This window comes from Pelagibacterium sediminicola (assembly GCF_003390885.1).
GTDB lineage: Bacteria > Pseudomonadota > Alphaproteobacteria > Rhizobiales > Devosiaceae > Pelagibacterium > Pelagibacterium sediminicola.
The window spans coordinates 467,763-490,138 of record NZ_QMEL01000001.1; the positions used below are offsets into that span (position 1 = coordinate 467,763).

23 protein-coding genes and 1 tRNA gene are annotated in these 22,376 nt (G+C 65.0%); 8 read left to right on the forward strand and 16 right to left on the reverse strand.

Annotated elements, in window-relative coordinates:
* Window positions 1-285: 285 nt before the first annotated feature.
* The 12 genes from DQG18_RS02205 to DQG18_RS02260 form a co-directional block, all read right to left on the reverse strand.
* On the reverse strand, window positions 286-1,686 hold the full coding sequence (locus tag DQG18_RS02205; protein WP_116652572.1) for a S41 family peptidase: 1,401 nt from the start codon (window positions 1,684-1,686) through the stop codon (window positions 286-288).
* Window positions 1,686-3,038 carry a murein hydrolase activator EnvC family protein gene (locus tag DQG18_RS02210; RefSeq protein ID WP_157969965.1) on the reverse strand — a complete coding sequence of 451 codons (1,353 nt, stop codon included), beginning with the start codon at window positions 3,036-3,038 and terminating at the stop codon, window positions 1,686-1,688. Before DQG18_RS02210 ends, DQG18_RS02205 begins: the two co-directional genes overlap by 1 nt.
* Window positions 3,039-3,170: 132 nt before the next feature.
* On the reverse strand, window positions 3,171-3,656 hold the full coding sequence (gene rlmH, locus DQG18_RS02215) for a 23S rRNA (pseudouridine(1915)-N(3))-methyltransferase RlmH (protein WP_116652574.1): 486 nt from the start codon (window positions 3,654-3,656) through the stop codon (window positions 3,171-3,173).
* A 79-nt stretch (window positions 3,657-3,735) separates the two neighbouring features.
* Window positions 3,736-4,128, reverse strand: coding sequence for a ribosome silencing factor (gene rsfS, locus DQG18_RS02220; RefSeq protein WP_116652575.1), 393 nt, complete (start codon window positions 4,126-4,128; stop codon window positions 3,736-3,738).
* A gap of 206 nt (window positions 4,129-4,334) precedes the next feature.
* A complete protein-coding gene (locus DQG18_RS02225) occupies window positions 4,335-4,952 on the reverse strand; it encodes a nicotinate-nucleotide adenylyltransferase (protein ID WP_281270372.1) in 618 nt (205 codons plus the stop codon).
* Window positions 4,949-6,190 (reverse strand): glutamate-5-semialdehyde dehydrogenase, encoded by a 1,242-nt coding sequence (locus DQG18_RS02230; RefSeq protein WP_116652799.1) that lies wholly within the window; start codon window positions 6,188-6,190, stop codon window positions 4,949-4,951. Before DQG18_RS02230 ends, DQG18_RS02225 begins: the two co-directional genes overlap by 4 nt.
* Before the next feature lie 50 nt (window positions 6,191-6,240).
* A complete protein-coding gene (gene proB, locus DQG18_RS02235; RefSeq protein WP_425454205.1) occupies window positions 6,241-7,380 on the reverse strand; it encodes a glutamate 5-kinase in 1,140 nt (379 codons plus the stop codon).
* A complete protein-coding gene (gene obgE, locus DQG18_RS02240) occupies window positions 7,380-8,423 on the reverse strand; it encodes a GTPase ObgE (RefSeq protein ID WP_116652576.1) in 1,044 nt (347 codons plus the stop codon). The genes proB and obgE overlap by 1 nt, the downstream gene beginning before the upstream one ends.
* On the reverse strand, window positions 8,420-8,980 hold the full coding sequence (locus DQG18_RS02245) for a GNAT family N-acetyltransferase (RefSeq protein ID WP_157969966.1): 561 nt from the start codon (window positions 8,978-8,980) through the stop codon (window positions 8,420-8,422). The genes obgE and DQG18_RS02245 overlap by 4 nt, the downstream gene beginning before the upstream one ends.
* 109 nt (window positions 8,981-9,089) lie before the next feature.
* Complete coding sequence (gene rpmA, locus DQG18_RS02250; RefSeq protein ID WP_116652578.1) at window positions 9,090-9,356, reverse strand: 50S ribosomal protein L27; 267 nt, start codon at window positions 9,354-9,356, stop codon at window positions 9,090-9,092.
* Window positions 9,357-9,383: 27 nt separating this feature from the next.
* A complete protein-coding gene (locus DQG18_RS02255; RefSeq protein ID WP_116652801.1) occupies window positions 9,384-10,076 on the reverse strand; it encodes a 50S ribosomal protein L21 in 693 nt (230 codons plus the stop codon).
* Between the two features lie 259 nt (window positions 10,077-10,335).
* Window positions 10,336-11,037 (reverse strand): MBL fold metallo-hydrolase, encoded by a 702-nt coding sequence (locus tag DQG18_RS02260; protein WP_116652579.1) that lies wholly within the window; start codon window positions 11,035-11,037, stop codon window positions 10,336-10,338.
* A gap of 216 nt (window positions 11,038-11,253) precedes the next feature.
* On the opposite strand from DQG18_RS02260, the gene DQG18_RS02265 reads away from it, so the two are divergent.
* A tRNA-Ser gene (locus tag DQG18_RS02265) sits at window positions 11,254-11,343 on the forward strand.
* Between the two features lie 244 nt (window positions 11,344-11,587).
* Here the strand turns inward: DQG18_RS02265 and fdxA are convergent.
* The gene (gene fdxA / locus DQG18_RS02270; protein ID WP_116652580.1) at window positions 11,588-11,926 is read right to left on the reverse strand and encodes a ferredoxin FdxA; all 339 of its coding nucleotides are present in this window, start codon (window positions 11,924-11,926) and stop codon (window positions 11,588-11,590) included.
* Window positions 11,927-12,133: 207 nt separating this feature from the next.
* On the opposite strand from fdxA, the gene DQG18_RS02275 reads away from it, so the two are divergent.
* The 7 genes from DQG18_RS02275 (at window position 12,134) to DQG18_RS02305 (ending at window position 16,692) form a co-directional block, all read left to right on the forward strand.
* A complete protein-coding gene (locus tag DQG18_RS02275; protein ID WP_116652581.1) occupies window positions 12,134-12,382 on the forward strand; it encodes a DUF2249 domain-containing protein in 249 nt (82 codons plus the stop codon).
* Between the two features lie 58 nt (window positions 12,383-12,440).
* On the forward strand, window positions 12,441-13,790 hold the full coding sequence (locus DQG18_RS02280) for a hypothetical protein (protein WP_116652582.1): 1,350 nt from the start codon (window positions 12,441-12,443) through the stop codon (window positions 13,788-13,790).
* 14 nt (window positions 13,791-13,804) lie between these two features.
* Window positions 13,805-14,323 carry a DUF2249 domain-containing protein gene (locus DQG18_RS02285; protein ID WP_116652802.1) on the forward strand — a complete coding sequence of 173 codons (519 nt, stop codon included), beginning with the start codon at window positions 13,805-13,807 and terminating at the stop codon, window positions 14,321-14,323.
* Window positions 14,324-14,346: 23 nt separating this feature from the next.
* Window positions 14,347-14,958, forward strand: coding sequence for a NifU N-terminal domain-containing protein (locus tag DQG18_RS16665; RefSeq protein WP_116652583.1), 612 nt, complete (start codon window positions 14,347-14,349; stop codon window positions 14,956-14,958).
* Between the two features lie 342 nt (window positions 14,959-15,300).
* A complete protein-coding gene (locus tag DQG18_RS02295) occupies window positions 15,301-15,732 on the forward strand; it encodes an RrF2 family transcriptional regulator (protein WP_116652584.1) in 432 nt (143 codons plus the stop codon).
* Between the two features lie 2 nt (window positions 15,733-15,734).
* Window positions 15,735-16,391, forward strand: coding sequence for a hypothetical protein (locus DQG18_RS02300; RefSeq protein ID WP_116652585.1), 657 nt, complete (start codon window positions 15,735-15,737; stop codon window positions 16,389-16,391).
* A gap of 16 nt (window positions 16,392-16,407) precedes the next feature.
* A complete protein-coding gene (locus DQG18_RS02305) occupies window positions 16,408-16,692 on the forward strand; it encodes a hypothetical protein (protein ID WP_116652586.1) in 285 nt (94 codons plus the stop codon).
* A gap of 263 nt (window positions 16,693-16,955) precedes the next feature.
* Here DQG18_RS02305 and DQG18_RS02310 read toward each other — a convergent pair whose 3' ends face one another.
* The 3 genes from DQG18_RS02310 to DQG18_RS02320 form a co-directional block, all read right to left on the reverse strand.
* The gene (locus tag DQG18_RS02310) at window positions 16,956-19,025 is read right to left on the reverse strand and encodes a methyl-accepting chemotaxis protein (RefSeq protein ID WP_245958336.1); all 2,070 of its coding nucleotides are present in this window, start codon (window positions 19,023-19,025) and stop codon (window positions 16,956-16,958) included.
* Between the two features lie 219 nt (window positions 19,026-19,244).
* Entirely contained in the window at window positions 19,245-21,176 is a 1,932-nt protein-coding gene (locus tag DQG18_RS02315) for an acetoacetate--CoA ligase (protein WP_116652588.1), read from the reverse strand.
* Between the two features lie 17 nt (window positions 21,177-21,193).
* Window positions 21,194-22,372 (reverse strand): acetyl-CoA C-acetyltransferase, encoded by a 1,179-nt coding sequence (locus DQG18_RS02320; protein ID WP_116652589.1) that lies wholly within the window; start codon window positions 22,370-22,372, stop codon window positions 21,194-21,196.
* Between the last annotated feature and the right edge of the window lie 4 nt (window positions 22,373-22,376).

Consider the following 22,376-nt stretch of genomic DNA (forward strand, 5'->3'; position numbering starts at 1 on the left):
GCCGGTCCGGTCCGGTCCCCGCCCATTGCCGCACCGCGCCCGCCGGGCGGCAGGGACCGAATCACGCCCGGAACGCTTTCATGCAAAGCTAGAGCATTTCCTGTTTTGATGGAATCAAAACAGGAGCTCTAAGTCTTTGTTATATCGCGTTTCGCTTACGCGGCCCTTCGGGTCCGAACCGCATAAGTGGTATCCACTTATGCTGGAAACGCTCTTGGGCATTTCCCATCCCGATTGAATCGGAATGGGCATTTGGGCCTGTTTTGTCGCGCTCCGGTGCAGGGATCAGTTCGCCTCGCCCTCGTCTCCGATCTCTGCCGCTTCGCGCGTATTGGCGACGACGGAGGCGGGGTCGGGCGGGAAGGCATCGTCGGTTTCGACACCCAGAATGAGGTCGATGGCGTATTGCATCTGGTTGTCCTCACTGCGCTCGGCGGGCACATAGACCGAGGAGCCTGCCGTCGCTTCCTCTTGCTCGCCTGAAATATGCCCGGCCAGCCCGGCTTCGCCGATGATCTCGTCGCGGCCCTGGAATTCTTCGGGCACGTCCTGGAGGATCTGGATGTCGGGGGTGATGCCGAGGGCCTGGATCGAGCGGTTGGCGGGGGTGTAGTAGCGCGCCGTGGTGAGCCGCATGGCGCCGTCAAAGCCGAGCGGGATGATCGACTGGACCGAGCCCTTGCCGAACGAGCGGGTGCCCACGAGCGTCGCGCGCCCGTGATCCTGCAATGCCCCGGCAACGATCTCCGCGGCCGAGGCGGTGCCGCCATTGATGAGGACGATGACGGGAATATCGCCGATCAGAGCGTCGATGTCGTCGGCCCCCGCGTCATAGCGAGCGCTCTGGCTGGCGGCGCGTCCGCGCGTCAGGACGATCGAGCCGCGTTCGAGAAAGGCATCGGCGACGAACTGGGCCTGATCGACCAGCCCGCCCGGGTTGTTCCTCAGATCGAGGATGATGCCCGGCGGGGGGCCGCCTTCCTCGTCCATGATTTCGCGCAGGGCGCGCTCGAGGCCCGAATAAGCCTGAGCCGAAAAGCGCGAAAGGCGGATGACGGGAATGTCGCGTTCCGCGCTCCAGCGCACCGCCGCAATGGCGATGACGTCGCGGGTGAGGGTCAATTCGATCAGCCGGTCGGCGCCTTCGCGCGATATGACGATGTCGATGTCGGTACCGATCTCGCCGCGCATCATGTCGACCGCTTCATCGAGCGTCATGCCCATCACCTGCTGGCCGTCGATCTCGACCACGAGGTCGTTGGCAAGGATGCCGGCGCGCGAGGCGGGGCTGTCGTCGTAAGGGGTGACCACCTTGACCAGCCCGTCCTCCATGGTCACCTCGATCCCGAGACCCCCGAATGTGCCCGAGGTGTCTTCGCGCACATCGGCAAAGCTTTCGGGGGACAGATAGGCCGAATGCGGGTCGAGCGAGGTCAGCATGCCCTGGATGGCGGCGCGGACCAGTTCGGTTTCGTCGGGCGCCTCGATATATTCGGCGCGGATCTGGTCAAAGACGCGGCCGAACAGTTCGAGCTGACGGTAAAGCTCCTCGTCGGAATTGGACTGGGCGCCCGCGCCCGCCGGCAGGCTGAGGGCGAGAACGGCGAGCCCGCCGAGCGCATGGCGCACGATGCGCGGCCAAAGCGTTGCGATCCGTCCGCGTCCGATTGTCAAATCTGCTGCCATCAGCCTTGTTCACTTTCCTCGTTTTCGCTCCGGGCCGCCCACCAGCCCTGCGGGTTGATCGGGATACCGCCCTCACGCAGTTCAATATAAAGCGTGGGGCCTGCAACGCCAGCATTGCCTGCAAGCCTCAGGCCCTCGGCGCGCCCGCCCATCGTGCCGACCGGAGTGCCCATGGTGACGAAATCTCCAAGCTCCACATCGACAACGCCCAATCCGGCCAGAACGATCATATAATCCTGCCCGGCATTGAGAACGAGGATTTGGCCGTAATTGAGGAAGGGTCCGGCATAAGCCACCCAGCCATCGGCGGGGGCGAGAACCGGCGCGTCGGCGCGGGTGGCGAGCGTCAGCCCCTGCGCGGTGCCGCCAAAGCCGTCGGCGGCGCCAAAGCTCTGGACGGCGACGCCATTGGCGGGCCGGGTGAGAAATCCGCGCGCCGCCTCAAGCGGGACGGCGGGCTCGGTGCGCGTCGCGTCGGCAAAGGCGATGGCAAGGGTTTCGGGGTCAAGCACCGGCACGTCGGACCCGCTTGATGCGGCGCTGCGCGCCTCGTCCGCCGCGGTCAGCGCCGCGATGCGGGTTTCGAGCCCGGCGATCAACTGTTCGAGCGAGGTCGCTCGGTCGGCGAGCGCCCGGGCCTCGGCCTCCTCGACCAGCAGTTCCTCGCTCAGCCATTCGCGCCCCTGGTTGCGCGCCTCGATGACGGTGGCGATGCGCAGGCGCTCGGCGTGGAGGGTCTCGATATTGGCGTTGAGCCGGTCGGCTTCGGTAAGTGCCGTCTGTTTGAGTGCCAGCAGGGCGTTGAGGTCCTGGGTGACGGTCCGGGCCTTGTCCTGAAGCTCGGGGAGCACGGCGCTGAGCAACAGCGCGGCGCGGGCCGAGGCCAGGGCATCGGTGGGGTCGACGATCATGGCGGGGGGCGGGCTGGCCGAAATGCGCTGAAGGGAGGCGAGAAGGTTGGAGATCGAGCGGTCGTGCCCGTCGAGCCGGGAGCGGATGGCGCGTTCGGAGGCGAAAAGCTCTTCGAGCCGTTCCTCGATCAGCCGCACGTCCTCGCCGGCCAGATCGACGCGCTGGCCGGTGGCGACAAGCTCGGCGGCGAGTCGTGCGGTGTCGCCCTCGAGCGCCTCGATCTCGGCGCGTATCTGATTGATGCGCTCCTCGGAAAGCCTGATCTCGCCGGTTATCGTTTCAAGATCGTCCCCGGCCTCGCGGGCCGTCGGTCCAAGTTCGGCATGGGGCAGGGATTCGAGATCGGGCGCGGTCTCCGCGTTCTCCTGGGCAGCGGACGGCGAGAGCCCGTAAAGGCCCGCCAACATCACAACCGGTAGCAGGAACAGGGGACGCGACAATCTCAGGGCCTTCCGAATCACGGACGCAACATATCAGGGAAGCTTTCTTTTTGTCGCGCTTGTGAACCGCAAAAGTGGCGCCCATCCCCGTTCAGGCCGGGGACAGGCTTTTGCTGGAAACGCTCCTGTTCTTCAATCGCCCCGGTGATAGGGGTGGCCCGATAAAATTGTGGTGGCGCGGTAGAGCTGTTCGGCGGCCATGATGCGAACGATCTGGTGGGGCCAGGTCATGGGGGAAAAGGAAAGGACGAGGTCGGCGCGGGCGCGGACCGTCTCGTCCAGCCCGTCGGCCCCGCCGATGACGAGGGCAAGGGCTGTGCGGTTCTCGTCGCGCCATTGGGAAATCCTGCCAGCAAACCCCTCGCTCGAAAGCGATTTTCCGCGTTCGTCGAGCGCAACCAGGACGGAATTTTCGGGGAGCTGGGCGAGGATGGCCCTGGCCTCCTCGCGTCTGCGGGCCTCGGCGCTGCGTTCGCGGCTTTCGGCTAGCTCGACGATTGCGGGGCCCGAAAGGCCGAGCGGCCTGCCCCCTGTGGCGGCGCGCCCGATGTAACGCGCAACGAGGGCCCTTTCGGGCCCATCCTTCATGCGCCCGAGGGCAATGATCACCAGCCGCATCGATAGCCTCTATATTTTGGTCACGCAGTCGAACCGAAAAAGTCTCCAACTTTTTTCTGACTGCGCTCCTGAAATACGATCAGTGCGTGTCGGCGCTGAAATCGGCGGCCCACATCTTCTCTATATTGTAGAACTCGCGGACTTCGGGGCGGAAGATGTGGACGATCACATCGTTCGCGTCGACCAGAACCCAATCGGCTGCAGGCAGGCCTTCGATCCTGGGTTTGCCATAGCCGTTCTCGCGCAGCGCCTTGACGAGCTGGTCGGCGATCGCCGAGACGTGACGATTGGAGCGGCCCGAGGTCACGACCATATGGTCGGTGAGGCTCGATTTGCCGGTTACGTCGATGGCGAGGGTGTCTTCGGCCTTGGCGTCCTCGATTGCGGCGAGGATCAGATCAAGCACGGGCGGCTGCGGGGCGGCCTTGGGGCGGGCATCACGCGATGCGGTGTTGATGGGCGTCGGAGCCATTAAGCGGCGCCCTCCGCCTTGAGGATTTGTCTCTGGGTCATCAGATGAGAATCTGGTCCTTTCTCCTTGCAAACCGGCACCCGTTGCGGCCCGGCTGTCACCAATATGCGCGCGTGCCCCCCATTTGCCAAGGGCATGCGGCGTAACGAGCCCATCATGACTTGATGTCGTTAATGAGACGGTAACCATAAGTCAGGGGCAGCGCCCTATCGGGAGCCACGCAACTGGGTCGAGGACAACGGGCTCATCAGCCCGTGCAGCAGCACCCAGGCAGGGGGGTGGAGCCCGGCCAGAAGGGGGGCGTCGGACTCTTCAATCCGCCCGTGCTCAAAGACCGTCGCGGCGCGCGAGGCGATGGCCTTGCGGGTCGAGCCGGGCCGCACATAGACCGCGACCGGCATCAGCGCGAAAATTTCCTGCCAGCGCTCCCAGTGGTGGAAGGTGGCGAGGCTGTCGGCGCCCATGATCCAGACGAACTTCCGGTCCGGCATGGTCTGGCGCAGGTGGGAGAGGGTCTGGTGGGTGTAGGTGAAGCCGCGCGCCGCCTCGAAACCGGTGACGCGCTCGCGCGGGCTTGAAACCAGCGCGCGGGCCGCCGCGACCCGCGCCTCCAGCGGGGCGAGGGCCGAATGGTCCTTTAACGGGTTGCCCGGCGTCACCAGCCACCACACGGCGTCCAGTTCGAGCCGCTTGAGGCATTCGCGCGACACCAGCCGGTGGCCCTCATGGGCGGGATTGAAGCTGCCCCCGAACAGCCCGATCCGCATGCCCGGCGCCGAGGGCGGCAAGGCGGTGATGTCGCGGGGTAGGGCGGTTGTGCTCAAGGGCGGGTCTGCCCCGTGCCGCGCACGAGATATTTGAAGCTCGTCAACTGCTCGACGCCGACGGGGCCGCGCGCGTGCATCTTGCCGGTGGCGATGCCGATCTCGCCGCCGAACCCGAACTCCCCGCCATCGGCAAACTGGGTCGAGGCGTTGTGGAGGAGGATCGCGGAATCGAGACGGTTGAAGAAGGCTTCGACGACTGCCGGGTCCTCGGCGATCACCGCTTCGGTGTGGCTGGAGGAATAGCGCTGGATGTGATCGATCGCCCCTTCGATCCCTTCGACGAGCTTCACCGAGATGATGGCGTCGAGATATTCGGTGCGCCAATCGTCTTCGGTCGCCGGTTCCGCCTCGGCAATAGCGGCCTGGATTTCGGCGTCGCCCCTGATCCGGCAGCCCCGCGCGGCCAGCGCGTCGAGCACGGGCTTGAGGTGGGTTTCGACCGCCGCGCGGTCGACGAGCAGGGTTTCGGCGGCCCCGCAGACGCCGGGGCGGCGCATCTTGGCGTTGGCGATGATTTCGACGGCCATATTGAGAGCGGCGCTTTTGTCGAGATAGACGTGCACGATCCCTTCGAGGTGGGCAAAGACCGGCACGCGGGCTTCCTTTTCGACGCGCGCCACCAGCGCCTTGCCGCCGCGCGGGACGATGACGTCGATATTGCCATTGAGCCCGGCCAGCATTTCGCCGACCGCCGCGCGGTCGGTGGTGGGGACGATCTGGATGGATGTTTCGGGCAGGCCGGCGGCCTTCAGCCCCTCGACAAGCGCGCCGTGAATGGCGCGTGAGGAAAAAAAGCTGTCCGAGCCGCCGCGCAGGATCACCGCGTTCCCGGCCTTGAGACACAGCGCGCCGGCGTCGGCAGTAACGTTGGGGCGCGACTCGAAGATGACGCCGATGACGCCCAGCGGCGTGCGCACGCGGGCGATGTCGAGCCCGTTGGGGCGCTGCCAGCGGGCGATCTCGGTGCCCACGGGATCGGCAAGGCCGGCGACGTCGCGCAGGGCCGTGGCGATACCGGCGATGCGGGGGCCATCAAGGGTCAGCCGGTCGATGAAGGCTGCGGCGGCGCCGTTGGCTTTGGCGGCGTCGAGGTCCCTGGCATTGGCGGCAAGGATTGCGTCTTGTGCGGCGAGCAGGGCGTCGGCGGCGGCCAGCAGGGCCTTGTCCTTTCGGGCGCGCGGGGCGGTGGCCAGCACCCGTGCGGCGGCGCGCGCCTCACGGCCCATTTCGGCCATGATGGCGGCGACATCCCCGGTTTTCGCGATAGCGGCCAATGGTCTTCTCCTTACGCCTTCAAGAGCACGAGATTGTCGCGGTGGACGAGTTCGGTGCGGGTGCTGACCCCCAGCATGTCCTTGATCGTCCCGCTCTTTTTCCCCATGACCAGCCCGGCGGTCTGGTGATCCATCCCGGCAAGCCCACGCGCGATCTCGGTGCCTGCCAGATCGTGAATGGCGATGGTGTCTCCGGTCTCGAAATCCCCGCGCACGGCGACGACCCCGATGGGCAGCAGCGAGCGGCCCGATTTCAGCGCCCGCACCGCCCCGTCATCGATGGTGACGTGGCCGGACACCTCGAGCGTGCCCATGATCCAGCGCTTGCGGGCCGCCTTGGCGGTGGCGGTGGGCGCAAAAAGCGTGTGGACGCCGCCGTCCATCAGGGCCCCCAGTGGGTCCGCGCCAGTTCCCGGCGCGATGATCATGGCAGTGCCTGCGTGGGTCGCGATCCTGCCCGCCTCGATCTTGGTGGTCATCCCTCCGCGTGAAAGATGGCTCGCCGCGCCCCCGGCCATGGCTTCGATCTCGGGGGTGATTTCGGCAACGAAGGGAATGTGAGTCGCGGCGGGGTCGCGGGCGGGGGGGGCGGTATAAAGCCCGTCGATGTCCGAGAGCAGGACCAGCAGGTCCGCCTCGATCATCGAGGCGACGCGCGCCGAAAGCCGGTCGTTGTCGCCATAGCGGATCTCGAAGGTCGCCACCGAATCGTTCTCGTTGATGATGGGAACCGCGCCAAGGCCCAGAAGCGTCTTGATCGTGGTGCGGGCATTGAGGAAATAGCGCCGCTCCTCGGTGATGTTGGGGGTGAGGAGAATCTGGCCCGTGACGATGCCGTGCCGCCCCAGATGGCTGGCCCAGGCCTGGGAGAGCGCGATCTGCCCGGCGCTGGCGGCGGCCTGGCTCTCATCGAGCGGCAGCGTTCTGGCCGCCAGCCCCAGGATGCGGCGGCCCAGCGCGATGGCGCCGGACGAAACGATCACCACGTCCCTTCCCTCGGCCTTGAGCCGGGCGATCCCTGCGGCGAGCGCTGTCAGCCAGTCCTCGCGCGGCTTTCCCGCCGCCGCATCAACGAGGAGGGCCGAGCCGATCTTGATAACCAGTCTTCTGTAAGGCGCCAGCGCGTTCATTTCGGGTTGAGCGGTGGCCATCAGGGGGTCCATTTTTCCGGCTGCCCGGCGCGTGAGGAGCGTGCCTCATTGTCCTTGTCGTGGTCGAGCGCCTCAAGGACGGCATAGAGCACCGCATCGAGGTTCTTGCCCGCTGCCGCGGAAATGGCGAGGACCGTGCCTCCCGACGCTTCTTCAAGCGCCGATTTACGCAGCTCAAGCGTTTCGGGGTCGAGGGCGTCGGTCTTGTTGAGGCACAGGATTTCCTCTTTTTCCGCCAGCCCCCCGCCATAGGCGGCCAGTTCGCCCCTGATGGTCCGGTACGCGTCCACGACGTTTTCCTCGGTGCCGTCGACGAGATGGATCAGCACAGCGCAGCGCTCGACATGGCCAAGGAAACGGTCGCCCAGTCCCGCGCCGTCCGAGGCACCTTCGATGAGGCCCGGAATATCGGCAAGCACGAATTCGCGCGCGTCGATGCGCACGACGCCAAGGCCGGGATGAAGGGTGGTGAAGGGATAATCGGCGATCTTGGGCTTTGCGGCGGTGACGGCGGAAAGAAATGTGGATTTGCCCGCATTGGGCAGGCCGACGAGCCCGGCGTCGGCGATGAGCTTCAGCCGCAGCCAGATCCATTTTTCCTCGCCCGGCAGGCCGGGATTGGCGCGGCGGGGGGCCTGATTGGTCGCCGATTTGAAATGGGCGTTGCCGAACCCACCATTGCCGCCTTCGAGCAGTACCTCGCGCTGGCCGACTTCGGTGAAATCGGCGACCAGCGTCTCCCCGTCATCCTCGAAGATCTGCGTGCCCTGCGGCACCTTCAGGACGATATCGGCCCCATCGGCGCCGGTGCGGTTCTGGCCCATGCCGTGGGTGCCCGTTCCGGCGCGGAAATGCTGCTGGTAGCGGTAGTCGATCAGCGTATTGAGTCCGTCGACGCATTCGGCGATCACATCGCCGCCGCGCCCGCCATTGCCGCCATTGGGCCCGCCGAACTCGACGAACTTCTCGCGCCGGAAGGCGACCGCGCCGGCGCCGCCGGTGCCCGAGCGAATATAGACCTTGGCCTGGTCGAGAAATTTCATAGTGTCTCCAGCGCCTTGTAGAAGGCCTCGCGGCTCAGTTCGGTTTCGATATGGTCGATCTCGGCCTTTTGGGCAAGGCAGATACGCTTGCCGATGCGGGTTTGGGTAAAGCCGAATTTCTTCTGGATGGCGAGCGATGCGGCGTTGAAGTGAAAGACCCCGGACACCAGCGTGTCGAGGTTCGATGAGGCGAAATACCACTCGATCACCGCGCGCACCGCCTCGCTCATATAGCCCTTGCCCCAATAGGGGCGGCCCAGCCAGTAGCCGATTTCGGGAATCCGGTCCTCGCGGTGGGTGCCGCAGAACCCGATGAGCCCTTCGCGTTTTTCGTAAATGGCGAAGGTTATCGAGCCGGGGCTCCACTCGCGCTTTTGCCGCACCAGCCAGTCGAACGCCATCTGCATGGTATAGGGGTACGGCACGCGGGCGAGGTTCTTGGTGACCTCGTAATCGTTGAGAAGGCTCGCGATACGCGGCGCGTCGCGCAGGCGCGGGCGGCGCAGGACGAGGCGCGTGGTTTCGATCTCGGGCTGGGGCGTGGCTTGGCGGGTCATGGCCATGGGCTGTCCAAACGCAAAAAAGGGGAGCCGGCGACCGGCTCCCCTTATTTCTAGCTGAGCGCGACGCCGGGGAGAAGGTCTCCGGCAGCGCCAAAGGCTGCCGTTATTCGGCGGCCTTGACTGGTTCGACGGAAACAAAGCTCTTGCCGCCCGCCTTGGTGGCAAAAGAGACGGTGCCGTCGACCAGCGCGAAGATGGTGTGGTCCTTGCCCAGCCCCACATTGGAGCCCGGATGCCACTTGGTGCCGCGCTGGCGCACGAGGATGTTTCCGGCGACGACGGTCTGGCCGCCGAACTTCTTGACGCCGAGACGGCGGCCGGCTGTGTCGCGACCGTTGCGGGATGAGCCGCCTGCTTTCTTATGGGCCATGGTTCAAATCCTTGGTAACGGTTGGTTTTACTGGTCGGCCTTGGCGCGCGGGGGCTTGCCGGCGAGGAGTTCCTTGGCCTGCTCGACCCACTCTTCGCGCTCGATGCGGCCCTTGAAGTTCAGTTCCCCGTCGACCCGCTCGATGTCCTCGGCGGTCCAGGCGGCGATCTGGCTAAGGCTGGTGACGCCCAGCCCTGCGAGCTTTTTTTCAAGCGCGGGACCAACGCCGCCGATCAGCTTGACGTCGTCCTTGACGCCCTCGGCAGCGGCGGGCGCGGCCTTGGGGGCCTTTTCCTTGGCTTTGGGCGCGGTTTCCTCGGCCTTCTTTTCGGCGGGCTTGGCTTCGGCGGCCTTGGTGTCTGCAGTCTTGGCGGCAGTCTTTTTGGGCGCCGCGGCCTTCTTGCCCGAGGGCTTGGCGCCACCGGTCAGGATTTCGGTGATGCGCACCAGCGTCAGCTCCTGGCGGTGGCCGAGCGTGCGGCGATAGCCCTGGCGGCGCTTTTTCTTGAAGACGATGACCTTCTTGTCGCGGAACTGCTCGACGACCTCACCGGCCACCAGCGCGCCCTCGACGAGCGGGGTGCCGATGGCATCGCCGACCATCAGCACGTTGTCAAAGGTCACGACCTCACCGGCGTCCCCGGGGATCTTTTCGATGCGAACCAGATCGTTGGCGGCAACCTTGTATTGCTTGCCGCCGGTCTTGATGACTGCGAACATCATTGTTTACGACCCGGACGTGAACTGTCCGGTTCCCTTGTTTTCGCGTCCTGTCGGCGCCGCGGCGTGGGCCCGTTTGTTCCGCGGTCTTTGTTTTTTGACGGCCTTGCGCATCGGGAGCGGGTCGTCGGGGCGGCCTGTGGCTGCGTGTTGAACAGACAAAACCGGCGAGAGGGCATGGCCCCGGCGCCGTTTGCCGGTGCTTATCGGTATAAATGCCCCAAGAGTCAAGCGGTTTGGGCGGTCAAGCCATAGGCGGTCAGAGGTCGGGGTACCAGTTGCGCGCGCGGACTTCGGTTGCGCTGTCCTTGGGCATCAGCGCGATAAGCGCCTCGGGCTCGGTGCCGATCTTGTCGAAGGGATAGCGGTAGTGGAATGGGTAGGCGACTTTCGGCCGTACCTTTTCGATCGCTGTGCGGACCTGTTCGGGCGTCATGGTGAAGGGCAGGTTCATGGGGAAAAAGGCGATATCGACCGGCCCCAGATCATCCATATGGGACGTCGGTTCGGTATCGGACGCGAGATAAACCCGGGTGCCCGCGAAATCGAAGAGATAGCCGTTGCCGACACCCTTTTCATGGTATTGGAGGCGCTCGGGGGTGGTGTTGTACATCGGGATGGCGCGAAGGCCGATGCCGTTGATGGTGGCCTCGTCGCCATTGGCCATCAGCCGGGTCTTGGCGGCCATGTCGGCGGGCATCTGATCGTAAACGATGCGGGGCGCGGCCAGAACGGTTTTTTCGCCGATCAAGGGGTCGAGCGTTTCAAAATCGAGATGGTCGCCATGGTGGTGGGTGAGGACGATGATGGTGGGCCGCGCGAGGCTCGCATACCGCTCGGCGCCCCCCACCGGATCGCAATAGATCACCTCGCCATCCCATTCGAGCACCAGCGAGGCGTGATGCACCGGAATGACCGCAAGCGTACCGCTCGCCGTTTCAAATTCGTCGCGCTCGAACATTGTCTCTCCCTTCCATTGCTTGCGGCCCCTTGATCGCTTAACGCATCAAGGGGCCTTTCGATCCGCTTCCGGCGCGTCGATGACGGGCCCAGCCTAGCCGAACTTGCCCGCGCTTCAAACAAGGTGTTGCGGGCACCGAACGGCTATGCCATATAGCGCCCACCCAAGCGACCCCAACGGGTTTTTCCCAATCGATGGGAAGGCGACAAACCAGACGGAGAGGTGCCGGAGTGGTCGAACGGGGCGGTCTCGAAAACCGTTGAGCGCGTAAGCGTTCCGAGGGTTCGAATCCCTCCCTCTCCGCCATTTTCTACTTTGCGCCGTACCGCTTTGGTTTTATATCTCTTTTGGAAACCATTGCGGCGGTGCGGTGCCCCAAACGCGGCTGTTGGGAACGTGTTTCGACAATTGCGGCGCGGCTTCTGGGCGCCAGAACCCGGCCTGCTCCAGCATCGGCGGTCAGCCGGTCTTGGCTACCTCAATACGAGGGCTGACATGTGTTCGTCCCGTACGTTCTCCAGGGGGGCGAAAACAGGCCGTTTGAGCCGGTTCAATCGCCCTCGCCGGGGGCGGGGCTGAAATCCTTGAGTTTTCCGGGGACGCCGTTGAGGGCGTCGGCGTCGGGCATGGGGTCTTTCTTGCGGGTGATGTTGGGCCACAGGTTGGCGTGGTCGAGGTTGAGTTCGAGCCAGTGGGGCTCGACGGTGGGATCGGTGTCGGGAAAGATGGCCTCGGCCGGGCATTCGGGCACGCACACCCCGCAATCGATACACTCGTCGGGGTGGATCACCAGCATGTTCTCGCCTTCGTAAAAGCAGTCGACCGGGCACACTTCCACGCAGTCGGTGAATTTGCACTTGATGCAGTTGTCGGTCACCACAAAGGTCATGACAGAACCCCCGGCGGGGTGGGCGTGGAGCGGTCGAAACGAGCCGTGAGGCGCATGGCGAATTCCGGGATGGCGAAAGGTGGGAAGGCGTTATGGGGAACGGTACGTCACAAAACATATATTGACAATATATCTTTTGACGCAGATGCTGGCTTTCGCTCTCTCCGAGCGCTGATCAAACGGTTCGAGAAACCCAAAGGAAGCCCCATGACCCAAGCGTCCGCATATGCCGAAACGATCGACGTCCGCACCATCATGCCGCGCGAGCGGCATCCGAAAATCTTTTCGCTGGTCGACGGGCTGGCACCGGGAACGTCTTTGCTCCTGATCAACGATCACGATCCCAAGCCGCTCCACTATCAGCTCGAGGCTGAACATCCGGGGAAATATTCCTGGACCTATGTCGAGCAGGGGCCCGAGGTGTGGCGGGTCGAGATCGGCAAGCCGGCCGCCTGAACACGAACGTTCGTTCGCCGGCCCCCCCTCGGGTGGGTGGCGACTGCCGAGGGAAGCCATGCACGGTGTCGCGCTTTCGCGCTGGACCATGTCCTACTTCGCTGCCGCACTTGCCGCACTGATGGCGGCGGAGGTGCTCATGGCGGCCGGGTATGGCTTTCCCTCGGCTCCCCTGCGGGCCCCCGAGACATTGCTGCTCGTCCATCTCGTCGCCATTGGCTGGCTGAGCCTCTTGCTGTGCGGTGCGCTGTTTCAGTTCGTGCCGGTACTGGTGGCGCGCCCGCTGTTCAGCAACATGCTGCCCCTGCCCACGCTGGTGCTGCTGCTTGCAGGGCTCGTTGCCCTTCTCATGGGATTTCTCCAGCTTGGTGGCGCGCTGGGCGCCTGGCCCTGGCTGCTGCCCGTCGCAGCGAGCCTTCTGGCCGGCGGCTTCATGCTGGCGCTTTATAATCTTGGGCGCACCCTGTGGGCGGCGCGGCCCTTGCCGCTGCCGGCGCGGTTCGTAGCCGTTGCGCTTGTGTTTCTTGCCGCGACGATTGCCCTTGGAGCGCTCTTCAGTTCGGCCTTTGCCGGACTGGTTACGTCCGACGCGCTGCTCAGGATCGCAGGCGAAGGCGTCGGCCTTCACGCCGTTGCCGGGATCGGGGGCTGGCTGACCTTTACCGCCATGGGGGTGAGCTACCGCCTTCTGGCCATGTTCATGCTCGCGCCTGAAACCGATGGCTCCCGCCCACGCGCGGTGTTCGGGCTCGGCACGGCGGCGCTTGGCGTTGCCGTATTGGGCGGGGTGATCCTGGTTGTTTTCGATATGCCGTCGGGGCTGGCTTTGATTGCGGGCGGGGCGGCGGGCCTTGCGGGCATTGCCCTTTATGGTGCCGACATGGCGATGCTTTACCGTAAGCGCAAGCGCCGCGTGATCGAACTCAACAGCCAGATGGCGGCCTGGGCGCTCGCGTATTTTTTCGCGTCCATTGCGCTGGCGCTGATCCTCATCGGGCTGGGGGTGTTTTACGATCACATCGGCGCGGTGGTGTTCTTGCTGGCCTTTGGCTGGCTGTCGGGACTGGGGCTGGCCAAGCTCTACAAGATCGTCGCCTTCATGACCTGGCTCGAATGCTACGGTCCGGTGCTGGGCCGGATGCCGACCCCGCGCGTACAGGATCTTGTGGTGGAAGGTCCGGCCCGGAAATGGTTCGTCCTTTATTTCCTGTCGGTGCTGGCGGCGACGGCGGCGCTGCTCGGGCAACACATTTTGGGCTTCAGGCTGGCCGCCGGCCTTATGGTGGTTGCCACGGCCCTTATCGCCGCCCATCTGGTCCGTACGCGGCGGCTGGCCGGCATCGGGCTTGCCGGGGGCGTGCGGCGCCCGCACCTTTTCCTGCCCGGCCCCGAACCGGCGCAACCATGAAAGAAGACCATGCCATGACACAAACCTTTGTTGACCTCGATGTCCGGCCGATCCTGCTCAATGGGGGCGAGCCGTTCTCCAAGATCATGGAAGCCGTCGAGAGGCTCGCACCCGACGAGGGCCTGCGCCTGTACGCAACCTTCAAGCCGCTGCCCCTGTTCCAGGTGTTGGGCGCCAAAGGGTTCAGCCCCGAGGCCCGCGAGATCGAGGGAGGCGACTGGGAGGTTCTGTTCCACCGCACTGGCGAGCAGCCCCAGGCGCAAGAAGCCCCGGGCGAGGGTGCCGCCCACGATGATTCAGGCTGGCCCGAGCCCGTCCAGCTCCTGGACAACCGCGATCTCGATCCGCCCGAACCGATGGTGCGCATCCTTGCCGCGCTCGAAACCATGGCATCCGGCGCGGTGCTTTGCGCGCTGCTTGACCGCGAGCCGGTGTTCCTCTTCCCCGAGCTTGAAAAGCGGGGCCATGCCTGGCAATGCGGCCCCGATGCGGACGCGGGCACCTATCGGCTTCTGGTGCGCGTTGGGGGGTAGAACCATAGAAGGACAAAAGCGCCATGTTCATCCAGACCCAGCCCATGAGCGACCCCGACAGCCTGCGCTTTCTGCCCGGCCAGCCGGTGCTGCCCGGTACGGTCATGAAGATGGCCGACAGGTCCGAGGCGGTGACATCGCCTCTCGCGACCGCGCTGTTCGACGTCGAGGGCGTCGCCTCGGTCACGCTGGGGCCCGACTATATCGTCGTGGGCAAGAAGGGGATGGCGTGGGATCACTTGAAGCCCATGCTGCTGGGGCTGATCACCGACCATTTCGTGAGGGGCGCGCCGGTGATCCGCAGTGGCTCGCCGGCAAGGGAACCGGAGACGGAAGACCCGCTGGCAACGGCGGTCAGACACGCGCTGGAAACCGTGATCGACCCGGAACTGGGCTACAATATCGTCGGGCTGGGCCTTGTCTATGCGGTTGCCATCGACAAGGACGGCACGGCCGCGATCACCATGACCACGACCACGCCGGGATGTCCGGCCACCAACTATCTGCGCAATGGCGCCTATCAGGCGGCGGTGGGGGTCGAGGGCATTGACGATGCCGAAGTGGTGCTTACCTACGATCCCCCGTGGGAGCCCGAGATGATGAGCCAGGAAGCGCGGGCATGGCTGGGGTTTTAGAGTGCCTAACAAAACCAGAGACGGCCATGACGCGCGCAATTTGTCCAGCCCGCAAGGCGCCGCGTGCAGCCGATACCGAGGTATCGGCAAGCGCGGGAACGCAGCGGATGGACAAATTCCGCGCGCCGCAGGTGGGGTTTGGACGGCCGGCTGCCGTGTCCAGTCGCTTGGCGATACCCCCGGTATCGCCCGCGCGCCTGTCCTTGCATCCGACTCGTCCAAACCCCATCGTGGCCATCTCTGGTTTTGTTAGGCACTCTTAGCCGTGATCGGCGATTACCCTGCCCGAAAGATGCTGTAGGACTATATGTTGTACGCACGCGGTCCCGAGGAGATAAGAGCATGCGCCTGACGCAGTTTTCCGATTACGCCATGCGTCTATTGATCTATGCGGCGGTCCATGGCGACCGGCTGGTGACGATCGAGGAGGTCGCCGGGGTCTATGCCATATCGCGGGGGCATCTGATGAAGGTCGCCAACACCCTGACGCGGAACGATATCCTGCGGTCGGTGCGGGGCCGGTCGGGCGGGCTTGCCCTTGCCCGGCCGCCCGTCAGCATCGGGCTGGGGGAAGTGTTGCGCCTCACCGAGCCCGATTTCGCCCTCGTCGAGTGCTTTGGCGAGGACAGCACGTGCCGCATCATGCCCAGTTGCCGCCTGCGCGGCATATTGAGCGGCGCGCTGGGCGCCTTCATGGCCGAAATCGACCGCTATACGCTTAAGGACCTGGTCCTCGATCCCGCTGCGTTCGGGCTCGACAGGCCGGCGGCCTGACCATGGGGATCGTGCCGTTCCCGCAAAGCCAGGAGGAGGCTTTCCCGGCGTTTTTCGACGCGGTGCCGGTCGTGCGCATGCGCGATCCGCTCGCAGCGTTCCTTGGCACGGGCCATGGCGGGGTGATCACCTATCGCTATGCTGATGCGGTGCGCCTTGCCGGGCATTCCTGCCCGACGGTGGCGGGCGCGTGGCTGATGCTGGTCGAGGGGCTTGGCTGGCTTTATGACAGACAGGTGCCCGAGCGCGGCGCCATTGCGGTGCATATGCGCGGCGGGCGTGCCGAGGGGGCGACCGGCGTCATCGCCGCGGTTGCAACGCTCCTGACGGGGGCGGCGCCCGAGACGGGGTTTTACGGGATCGGGCCGGGCGGGCGTTTCGGGCGCCGGGGCCTGCTTATTTTCGACGCACCCATCGCGGGCACCATCGGGCTCAGGCGCCGGGACACCGGCGCGGGCGTCATCGTCGATATCGACACGGGCGCCGTTCCCCACGATCCGCGCATGGACGCGCTGATGCCGAAGGCCGTTTCGGGCCGGGCCGACGCGGGGGAGCTCGAACGGTTCGGGACGCTCTGGCAGGACCGCGTGCGCCGGATGCTGATCGAGCACGCCGACGATCCCAAGCTGATCCATGTTTATGACTGGCCGGAGCCATAGGAGGTCGAGAGGCGAGATGACGAAAAATGGCGAGGACCGTATCGTTTTTTACGGCAATGGGCTTGGGCAGGCGATAGGGCCGGACGATCCGGAACTGCGCGCCCAGTACGAGGCCCTCATCGGCGCCGATTACGAGCGCTGCAACCCCGGTGATTCATTTGCGGCCCTCAAGCACCGGGCGCGGTTCTCCAAGGAGGACCGGGGGCTGTTGCGCGACTGGATGCATGTCGCTGAAAAGCTGGCGCGGCAGGACATACCCACCAGCCACACCCGCCTTCAAGGCGTGATCCGCCGGGCGTAACGCTTTTCCTCCGTCACCGCCCGGATCAACCGGGTGAAGTCGGGGTACTCTAGGATCATTCCACGTTTTGATTGAACCGGCACAGAGCGGCGCGTTTTGAAAGATTGCGCTGGATTGCCGGTAATGAATACCGGAATGACACTGGTGCTTTTGGCAAGCTGTTGCCTAAAACTCCACCGTCACCCCGGTACTTGTTACCGGGGTCCAGAGCACGGTTTCCACATGCGTATAGCCTCGGTGATTCCGTCAAGACCTGAACTGCTCTAAACCTCATTCCAATCGGCATCGATTGCGGCGCTGCCATGGCTGAGATAGGCGGCCTGGGCCTGCCTGACCTTTGGCTGGGTGGATGAGGGGGTGGGGTCGGGCCGCTGCTGGGATGCGGTGCCGGGCCCGTCGAGCCGGAAGACCTCCACAATCCGGTCGAGCGCGCTCGCCTGCTCCTCGGTCTGGGCGATCGCCGCGTTGGTCTCTTCAACCAGCGCCGCGTTGTGCTGGGTCATCTCGTCCATCTGCCGCACCGCGGTGTTGACCTCCTCGATCGAGGACGCCTGCTCGCGGCTCTGGCGCGCGATCTCTTCCATCTGCGCGGTGTTGGCCCGCGCCGCCTCGAGCATGGCCACAAGCTTTTCAGCCGCCTGCGCCACAAGCCGTGACCCGCCATCCACCTCGTGCGAGGACTGCTCGATCAGCGCCTTGACCTCAGAAGAGGCTTCCGCCGCCGATTGCGCCAGCCGCCGCACCTCGACCGCAACCACCGCGAACCCCTTGCCCGCCTCCCCGGCCCGCGCCGCTTCCACCGAAGCGTTGAGCGCCAGAAGGTTGGTCTGGAACGCGATGTCGTCGATCATCTTGATGATGTCGGACACCTTGGCCGAAGACGTCGTGATCCGCTCCATGGCCGAGGTCGCCTCGTCCATCACCTGCCCGCCCTCTTCGGCCGCGCTGGTCACCGTCACCGCCGTCTGGCTGGCGTCCTGGGCCCGCTTGGCGTTCTCCATCACCGTTGCCGCCAACTGCTCCATGGCCGCCGAGGTCTCCTCAATGGTTGCCGCCTGGCGCGTGGTGCGTTCACTCAGATCGTTGGCGCCCGAAAGAATCTCCCCCGTCGCCGTCTTGAGCGCCCCCGAGGTGCCGCGCAGCTCCATCACGATATCGGAGAGCTTTTCGGCCACCGCGTTGGTGTCGTGCTTGAGCCGTGCGAACGCCCCCTCGTAATGGCCCTCGACCCGCCGGGTGAGATCGGTCTGGGCCAAAGCGCTCAGCACCGTTCCGGTTTCGCCCAGCCCGCGATCCACGGTCTCGACCAGCGCGTTGACCGAGCCGGCCAGCCCGTTGAGTTCGGCATCGGCAAAGCTGGCCTCGACCCTTTTGCCGAAATCGCCCGCCACTGCCGCATCGACCACCTCGCCGAACGATTCCTGCAACTCGGCCATCATCTTGCGCCGGGCTTCCTCGTCGGCCACGATCCGCGCCGCTTCCGCCTCGGTCATCTGCGCCACCTTCAGCCCGTTCTGGCGGAACACCTCGACGGCCCGGGCCATCTCCCCTACCTCGTTACTAAACCCCGTATAGGGCACCTCGACCTCAAACTCGTTGCCCGCAATCTTCCCCATAACACCAGACAACGCAGGGATCGGACGCGAAATCGCACGCGAGGCAAGAAGCGCAACGACGATGCCGCAGACCAGCGTGATCGCGGAGACCATGAGCATGAGATTGAACGTCTCGACAACGAGACCCCCAATGGCCGCCGCCGATATGGCGACGAGGAATACGCCGAGCACGCCCTCCTCGGTCATGGTCGCGATGGGCTGGTAAACGACGTAATAGGCCTCGCCATCGAGCTCGATCTCGTCATAGACGGCGGTGCGCGACATCATCGCCCCGAACAGCTCGCTATCGGAGGCGATATCGGGGTGGACGACCCGGGTGCCTTCGGCGTCCTGCAGCGAGGTGGTGATCTGGGTGAAGGCCGAGCCGTCATTTTTGAGATTGAAGAGCGCGGCGGAATGGCCCGTGACGCGCGCGATCGAATCCATGATGACGTAATCATAGCTCATGGGCGGGATCGCCCAGGTTCCCACGCGGTCCAGTTCCCCGTCCTCTGTCCAGAAGACCTTCGATCCGGCGAGCTGGCCCACCAGAATGGTCGAGGCGGTTCTGACCGTATCGTTCTGGGTGTCGCGCGCCAGCCGGTCGGTGCCCGCCGTGAGGTTAAGATAAACCGCCAGAACGATGGCGACGACGACGGCGATCATCCCCCCGATGACCGTGCCCGCGATCATCGTCGACATTTTGATATTGCCCAATCTGGCCAATAATGACGTCATGGCATCCCCCTCCCACGCAATCGCCATTGGTATCGGGTAAGAATACGGACAAGACAATTAAGTATAGGTTGCGAAATGCCTGGGGGTGTCCAAAAATGTAATCGATTGCAATTGTTGAGGCATTTCAAGGGGATATGGAAGGCGCTTTTTTCACGCCATCGATGATTGCAACGAAAAAGGCCGCTCCGGGGAGCGGCCTTGCGGCATGGACGGGCGCGTTCAGTCGCGCAATTGCGGCAGGTCGCGGTAAAGGTCCAGCGCTTCGGGGTTGGTCAGCGCCGTGGTGTTCTTGACCGGGCGTCCGTGGATCACGTCGCGCACCGCGATCTCGGAAATCTTGCCCGAACGGGTGCGCGGGATGGCCGCCACAGCAATGATCCTTGCGGGCACGTGCCTGGGGCTCGCGCCCGAGCGGATGCGCGCGCGGATGGTCTTTTCGAGCGCCTCATCGAGCGCGGCGCCATCGCGCATGGTGACGAACAGGATGACCCGCTGGTCGCCGGCGATGTCCTGGCCCACGGCAATGGCCTCCCCGATCTGGGGGATCGTTTCGGTCTGGCGGTAGATTTCCGCCGTGCCGATCCTCACCCCGCCGGGGTTGAGCGTCGTATCGGAACGGCCATGGATGATGAAGCCGCCCGAAGGGCGCTTTTCGACATAGTCTCCATGCGCCCAGATGCCGGGGAACCGCGCAAAATAGGACTCGTGGTAGCGTTTGCCGTCCGGGTCGCCCCAGAAACGGACCGGCATCGAGAGGTGGGCGTTGCGGCATACGAATTCGCCCGGCGCGCCGGAGACCGGATGGCCCTCGTCGTCGAGGGTATCGACATCCATGCCCAGCAGGGCGCATTGAAGCTCGCCCCGCCGGACCGGCAGCAGCGGGTTGCCGCCCAGAAAGCAGGCGCAGATGTCGGTGCCGCCCGAGATCGAGGCCAGAAGCAGATCGGCCTTCCAGTCGCGGTAGATATAGTCAAAGCTCGGCGCGATGAGCGGCGATCCGGTCGAAAGGATCAGCCGGAGCTTTTCGAGCCGGTGGGTTTCGCGCGGCTTGAGGCCCGCCTTGTTGCACGCATCGATATATTTGGCGCTGGTCCCGAATATGGCAATGTCTTCGGCGTCGATGAGATCGATGAGCGCATTGGGGGCGGGGTGGAAGGGGTTGCCGTCAAAGGTGACGAGCGTTGCGCCCGACGCCAGCCCGGAGACCTGCCAGTTCCACATCATCCAGCCGCAGGTGGTGAAATAAAAGAAGTTCTCGCCGGGCTTGAGATCGCAGTGGAGCACCTGCTCCTTTTTGTGCTGGATGAGCAGCCCGCCCCCCGAATGGGTGATGCATTTGGGCTTGCCGGTGGTTCCCGAGGAATAAAGGATCGCCAGCGGCGTATCGAAGGGCAGGCGGTTGAAGGCGATCTCGCCCGGTGCGAAGGGGGCCAGCCAGTCGGCGAGCGCGATGGCGGGCAGGCCGGAAAGTGTTTCGGGCACGCCATCCCCGATGACGACGATTTTTTCCAGCCGTGTGCCTTCAGCAACCGCCCGGATCGCTGGCGTCACGTCGATGCGCTTGCCGCCATAGCCGTAGCCGGCGACGGCGATCAGAATTTTGGGATCGATCTGGCACAGCCGGTCGCTGGCGCCTTCCGGTCCGAAATCGGGCGAGCAGGACGACCAGATGGCGCCGATGGCGGCGGTGGCGAGATATCCGATGATGGCTTCGATATCGTGGGTGACGATGGCGGCCACCCGGTCGCCCTGGTCCACGCCCGCGGCGCGCAGGGCCTGGACCATGCGCGAAACCTCGTCGTAAAGCGCGGCCCGGGAGATCTCGCGCCGCGTGCCGTCGTCGCGATGGGCGATGATGGCGGGGGCAGCGTCGCGCGATTGCAGCAGGTTCTCGGCGTAGTTGAGGCGCGCGCCGGGGTAGAACTGTGCGTCCTTTATGGTTGGTCCGGCCCGGAACGCTGCCTCGCCCTTGTCGCCGACGATGCCCAGCGCATCCCAGAGGAGGGCATGAAACGCTTCGGGTTCGCGGATCGACCAGTCGAGCAGCGCCGGGTAATCGCCTTCAAATCCGGCGCGCTGTGAGAAGGCCCACATCGCCGAGGCCTTTTTTTGCGCTTCGGATGGGGTCCAGACAATCTCGCTATCCATCATCCTTCCTCCCGGCCTTTTTAGCGTTCTACGCACAGGGCAATGCCCATGCCGCCGCCGATGCACAGCGTTGCCACGCCCTTGCGGGCATCGCGCCGCGCCATTTCGTAGAGCAAGGTCACCAGCACCCGGGCGCCCGACGCGCCGATCGGGTGCCCCAGCGCGATCGCGCCGCCATTGACGTTGACCTTTTCCGCATCGATCCCCAATTCGCCCACCACCGCAAGGCTCTGGGCCGCAAAGGCCTCGTTGGCTTCCCAGAGATCGACATCGGCGACCGACCAGCCGGCCTTTTCGAGCGCTTTTCTTGCGGCGGGGATCGGCCCCAGCCCCATGACCTGCGGATCGAGCCCGCTGGTTGCCCAGGAGACGATGCGGGCCAGAGGTTGCGCGTCATGGGCGGCGAGTGCCGCCCCGCCCATCAGGACGAGCGCGGCGGCTCCATCATTGATGCCGGACGAATTGGCTGCCGTCACCGTGCCGTCCTTTTCAAAGGCGGGGCGCAGGTTGGCGATGGCGTCGAGCGTTGCGTCGTGCCGTATGAATTCGTCGTCCGACACAAGGGTGTCGCCCTTACGGCCCGGAATGCTGACCGGCACGATTTCGTCGGCGAACCGCCCTTCCTTTGCCGCCGCCGAGGCGCGCTGCTGGGAGCGCAGCGCAAAGGTGTCCTGATTTTCGCGCGTCAGCCCGCATTGGCGCACGATATTTTCCGCCGTTATCCCCATGGGGTAGCCATAAAAGGCGTCCGAGAGCCCGTCGCGCATGACGGTATCGACCATCTCGAGATTGCCGAGCTTTTTTCCGGTGCGCAGCTGGGCGACATGGGGGGCAAGGCTCATCGATTCCTGCCCGCCCGCTACGACCACCTGCGCGTCGCCCGTCATGATCTGCTGGTAGCCCAGCGCCACCGCGCGCAGCCCCGAGCCGCACACCTGATTGACGAGAAACGCGGTGGAGGTATCGGGCAGTCCCGCGCCGCGCGCCGCCTGCCGGGCCGGGTTCATGCCCGCGCCGCCGGACAGCACCTGCCCCATGATCGCTTCATCGACCGCATCGGGCGCGATCCCTGCCGCGTCCAACGCTGCGCTGATCGCCACCGCGCCCAGTTGGTGCGCGGCCACGCTCGACAGCGCGCCGTTCAGCATCCCGATCGGGGTGCGCTTGCCCGCAATGATAAAGACGCCGTCGGTCGCCATGGCA

Excerpts from the sequence above, each read along its gene's own strand:
- DQG18_RS02205 (WP_116652572.1), bottom strand. The coding sequence starts at position 1,686 with ATGGCAGCAGATTTGACAATCGGACGCGGACGGATCGCAACGCTTTGG.
- DQG18_RS02310 (WP_245958336.1), bottom strand. The coding sequence starts at position 19,025 with ATGACGTCATTATTGGCCAGATTGGGCAATATCAAAATGTCGACGATG.
- DQG18_RS02300 (WP_116652585.1), top strand. The coding sequence starts at position 15,735 with ATGGGGATCGTGCCGTTCCCGCAAAGCCAGGAGGAGGCTTTCCCGGCG.
- fdxA (WP_116652580.1), bottom strand. The coding sequence starts at position 11,926 with ATGACCTTTGTGGTGACCGACAACTGCATCAAGTGCAAATTCACCGAC.
- DQG18_RS02245 (WP_157969966.1), bottom strand. The coding sequence starts at position 8,980 with ATGACCCGCCAAGCCACGCCCCAGCCCGAGATCGAAACCACGCGCCTC.
- DQG18_RS02285 (WP_116652802.1), top strand. The coding sequence starts at position 13,805 with ATGACACAAACCTTTGTTGACCTCGATGTCCGGCCGATCCTGCTCAAT.
- DQG18_RS02260 (WP_116652579.1), bottom strand. The coding sequence starts at position 11,037 with ATGTTCGAGCGCGACGAATTTGAAACGGCGAGCGGTACGCTTGCGGTC.
- DQG18_RS02230 (WP_116652799.1), bottom strand. The coding sequence starts at position 6,190 with ATGGCCGAAATGGGCCGTGAGGCGCGCGCCGCCGCACGGGTGCTGGCC.
- rlmH (WP_116652574.1), bottom strand. The coding sequence starts at position 3,656 with ATGCGGCTGGTGATCATTGCCCTCGGGCGCATGAAGGATGGGCCCGAA.
- DQG18_RS02295 (WP_116652584.1), top strand. The coding sequence starts at position 15,301 with ATGCGCCTGACGCAGTTTTCCGATTACGCCATGCGTCTATTGATCTAT.
- DQG18_RS02315 (WP_116652588.1), bottom strand. The coding sequence starts at position 21,176 with ATGATGGATAGCGAGATTGTCTGGACCCCATCCGAAGCGCAAAAAAAG.
- DQG18_RS16665 (WP_116652583.1), top strand. The coding sequence starts at position 14,347 with ATGTTCATCCAGACCCAGCCCATGAGCGACCCCGACAGCCTGCGCTTT.
- rpmA (WP_116652578.1), bottom strand. The coding sequence starts at position 9,356 with ATGGCCCATAAGAAAGCAGGCGGCTCATCCCGCAACGGTCGCGACACA.
- rsfS (WP_116652575.1), bottom strand. The coding sequence starts at position 4,128 with ATGGCTCCGACGCCCATCAACACCGCATCGCGTGATGCCCGCCCCAAG.
- DQG18_RS02320 (WP_116652589.1), bottom strand. The coding sequence starts at position 22,372 with ATGGCGACCGACGGCGTCTTTATCATTGCGGGCAAGCGCACCCCGATC.
- DQG18_RS02305 (WP_116652586.1), top strand. The coding sequence starts at position 16,408 with ATGACGAAAAATGGCGAGGACCGTATCGTTTTTTACGGCAATGGGCTT.
- DQG18_RS02280 (WP_116652582.1), top strand. The coding sequence starts at position 12,441 with ATGCACGGTGTCGCGCTTTCGCGCTGGACCATGTCCTACTTCGCTGCC.
- DQG18_RS02255 (WP_116652801.1), bottom strand. The coding sequence starts at position 10,076 with ATGTTCGCAGTCATCAAGACCGGCGGCAAGCAATACAAGGTTGCCGCC.
- DQG18_RS02275 (WP_116652581.1), top strand. The coding sequence starts at position 12,134 with ATGACCCAAGCGTCCGCATATGCCGAAACGATCGACGTCCGCACCATC.
- obgE (WP_116652576.1), bottom strand. The coding sequence starts at position 8,423 with ATGAAATTTCTCGACCAGGCCAAGGTCTATATTCGCTCGGGCACCGGC.
- proB (WP_425454205.1), bottom strand. The coding sequence starts at position 7,380 with ATGGCCACCGCTCAACCCGAAATGAACGCGCTGGCGCCTTACAGAAGA.